We start from the raw sequence: 3,430 nt of genomic DNA on the forward strand, positions 1-3,430 counted from the left end.
CCTCCTCCCAACACCACCCCAACGCCCCCCACCCACACTTATTTCTTGATCTTCCAACTACCCACCCCCCGGCGGCGCCCCGCGCGCCCGCCCCCCCCCCCCCCCCCCCGCCGCCGGTCCCGTTGGCTCGACCGGTCAGGGGATCGGCCCGCTCGGGGGATCGGCTCGATCGAAGACGATGACCTGCCGCAGGGCGTGCCCGGCGGCAAGCTCGTCCATCGCGGCGTTGATGCCGTCGAGGCCGATGTGCGCGGAGACCAGCCGTTCGACCGGCAGCGCGCCCGCGCGCCATCGGCGCACGTACTCGGGGATGTCGCGGGAGGGCACCGCCGAGCCCAGGTAGCTGCCGACGATCGAGCGTCCCTGAGCGACGAGGGCCAGCGGCGAGATGCTCGCGCGGGCGTCCGGGGCGGGCAGGCCGACGGTGACCGTGACACCGCCCGGCGCGGTGGCCGCGACCGCGCTCTCGAAGGCCCGCACCGAGCCCACCGCCTCGATCACCACCTCGGCCTGTACGCCGCGCTCGGCCGCCTCGGCGGGCGTGCACGCCGTCTCCACGCCGAGTTCGGTTGCCAGCGCGAGCTTCTCGGGCACCGGGTCGACCGCGATCACCTCGCGCACGCCCTGCGACAGCGCCACCAGCACCGCCGCCATCCCCACGCCCCCGAGACCGACGACCATGACCCGGTCCCCCGGCCCCGGCTTCGCCGAGTTCAGCAGCGCGCCGCCGCCGGTGAGCACCGCGCAGCCGAGCACAGCGGCGACTTCCGGCGGCACGTCGTCGCCGACGGGGACCACCGACCGCCGGTCCACCACCGCGTGGGTGGCGAAGGCGGAGACCCCGAGATGATGGTGCACCGGCTCGCCGGCGCGCCGCAGCCGTCTGCCGCCGCCGAGCAGCACGCCCTCGTTGTTGGCGAGACTGCCTGGCACACAGGGCATCCTGCCCGCACTCGCGCAACCCGCGCAGTCACCGCAGCGCGGCAGGAAGGTCATCACGACCCGCTGCCCGACGGCGATGTCGCTGTCACCGCCGCCGACGGCCTCGACCCGCCCGGCGGCCTCGTGCCCGAGCAGCATCGGCACCGGCCGCACCCGGTTTCCGTCCACCACCGACAGGTCCGAATGGCAGATCCCGGCCGCCTCGATGCGCACCAGCAGCTCGCCGGGCCCCGGCTCGTCCAACTCCAGCTCGGACACGCTGATCGGCCGCGAATCCGCGTAGGGCGCCCGCGCGCCGATCCGTTCCAGCACCGCGCCACGAATCCTCATGCCCTGCACGGTACCGACTGTCACGCCGCGTCGACCCGGTTGCGGCGCAGGCCGAGGGCGGCCGCGCTCAGGCAGGCCACCGCCACGACGGTCACGAACCAGGGGAACACCTGCTCGACCCCCCAGGTGGTGGCCGCCCAGCCCGCCACCACCGTGGGCAGCGCCATGGCCGAGTAGGCCAGCAGGTAGAACGCCGACATGGTCTCCCCACGCACGTGCTCGGGGATGACCTCCGAGAGGTGGCGCAGCGAGCCGCCGAAACCGAGACCGAAGGTAGCGCCGAGCACGATGCCCGCGCCGAGCACCGCGATCCAGTGGTGGGTGGCCAGGGCCGGGATGGTCAGCAGCAGAGCCGCGGCCATGCCGGTGTCGCCGAGGATGGCCGCGCGGCGGGCCTGGATACCCGCGCCGAGCAACTGCGCGGCCGCGCCCGCCAGCGCGGTCGAGGCGACCACCGCACCGCCGAAGACGATGTTGTGGATGTCGGTCTGCCGGGCGGCCAGCGAGGGATACAGCGACAGCAGCACGCCAAGCACCGACCAGGCGGCCATGGCGCCGATGGCGGAGAACCAGAAGTCCGAGCGGATCGCCTGCGGCACGGATGGTTTGGCGATGCGGATCGCGCCGGGGGTGCGCGCGCCGTGCGGCCCGCGCAGGGCGAGCACCCCGGCGCCGATGGCCAGGCAGATCACGGTGATCACCACGTACGGCGTGCGCAGCGGGTGCGGGGTGTACTGGGCCAGCGTCGCGGTGCCGAGCACCGCCACGGCGATGCCGACGTTGAAGGCGACGCCGCTGAGCTTGCCCGAGCGCGCGCCGTGCTGCGGGCGCAGGTCGAGCAGGGCCGCGGCGCCCGCCACCACGGTCGCGCCGACGCCGAGCCCGTGCAGCGCCCTGGCCAGCAGCAGCATCGGCACCGACTCGGCGAGCAAGAACGCCGCCAGCCCGGCCACCAGGACGGCGAAGGCGCCGATCAGCACCGGCTTGCGGCCGACCACGTCGGAGATGCGTCCCGACACCAGCACCGCGATCAGCGCGGCCACGGCGTAGACGGCGAACACCAGCGTGGTGGTCAGCGGCGAGAGGTGCCACTGCTGTTCGTAGAGGCCGTACAACGGCGCGGGCGCGCCCGACACCCCGAGCGCAACGCCGGTGGCGAGCAGCACGAGTCCGTAGGCCCACCGCTGCACGGCGGGCCGTTCGTCGAGCGCCGTGTTCATCGCTGTCATCGAGGCTCCCGATCCGGTAGGTTTGATAATGATCAAACCCGACAGTACATCCAGTTCGATGATCGTCAAACCAGCGGGGAGTCAGACCATGACCGACGAGCACACCGGAGCCGCGCCTCCCGTCGCCGCCCTGCCCATCGTGCTGGGCGCCCTCCAGGACCCGGTGCGGCTGGAGATGGTGCGCAGGCTCAGCAACGCGGGCGAGGCGGTGCGCTGCGGCGCGCTCTACGACGCGATCAACAAATCGACCGCGACCCACCACTTCAAGATCCTGCACAAGGCGGGACTGGTGGAACGGGTCGTGGTCGACGGCAACACCTGTCAGCGACTGCGCGCCGACGACGTGGAGGCCGCGCTGCCGGGACTGCTGTCCTCGGTGGTCGGCGCGGCCAACCGGGCGTCGGCTCAGCAGGTGTCGTAGCGCCAGCTGCCGTCGACGAACTTCCAGGTGGCGGGCGCGGTGTCGTCCTCGCCCGCCCGCTCGTCGGTGTACCGGACACTCACCTGGCCGGTCTCCCCGGTGACCGCGACCGTGATCTCCGGCTCGGCACCGGCCAGATCCCGGCCCGCGTAGCGCTGGGACAACTCCTCGACGTAGGCGTCCTGGCCGATGGTCAACCGGCAACGCGCGGAACGGAACCCGTAGGCCGCCGCGTAATCGCCCTCGGCGATCGCCTTCGACCACTCCTCGGCGGCCGCGCGCAGGCCCGCCTCGCTCGGCCCGCTCGCCGCGGCCGCGGGGCTCAAGGCGGCCTCGCCGCCGGCCCCGCACCCCGCCGCGCGGCAGGCCACCGCCGGCCAGAGACCCAGCGGCGGGCGCGGGCGCGCCGGGGTCGGCCCCCAGGTGCGGTTACTCCGCGCGGGTAGCCAGCCCGCCGCGCAGCACCACGCTCGCGGCCCCGTGCACCGGGTTTGCGGCCCGCCCGGTT

At 73.8% G+C, this 3,430-nt stretch carries 4 protein-coding genes; 1 reads left to right on the forward strand and 3 read right to left on the reverse strand.

The annotated features are described in order from the left end of the window. Positions 1-135: 135 nt before the first annotated feature. Together QH283_RS16515 and QH283_RS16520 are read right to left on the reverse strand one after the other, a co-directional pair. Positions 136-1,272, reverse strand: coding sequence for an alcohol dehydrogenase catalytic domain-containing protein (locus QH283_RS16515; protein WP_280503876.1), 1,137 nt, complete (start codon positions 1,270-1,272; stop codon positions 136-138). Positions 1,273-1,292: 20 nt separating this feature from the next. Further along, positions 1,293-2,501, reverse strand: coding sequence for an MFS transporter (locus QH283_RS16520; RefSeq protein WP_280503877.1), 1,209 nt, complete (start codon positions 2,499-2,501; stop codon positions 1,293-1,295). Positions 2,502-2,589: 88 nt separating this feature from the next. Here QH283_RS16520 and QH283_RS16525 point away from each other — a divergent pair, with 88 nt between their 5' ends. Beyond that, complete coding sequence (locus QH283_RS16525) at positions 2,590-2,922, forward strand: ArsR/SmtB family transcription factor (RefSeq protein WP_280503879.1); 333 nt, start codon at positions 2,590-2,592, stop codon at positions 2,920-2,922. On the opposite strand, the gene QH283_RS16530 is transcribed toward QH283_RS16525, so the two are convergent. Then, positions 2,907-3,248: a hypothetical protein gene (locus tag QH283_RS16530; RefSeq protein WP_280503878.1), complete on the reverse strand. Its 342-nt coding sequence runs from the start codon at positions 3,246-3,248 to the stop codon at positions 2,907-2,909. The genes QH283_RS16525 and QH283_RS16530 overlap by 16 nt on opposite strands. Positions 3,249-3,430 lie beyond the last annotated feature (182 nt).

Origin of the sequence: Nocardia farcinica, from assembly GCF_029867845.1 — a bacterium.
Lineage (GTDB): Bacteria > Actinomycetota > Actinomycetes > Mycobacteriales > Mycobacteriaceae > Nocardia > Nocardia farcinica_A.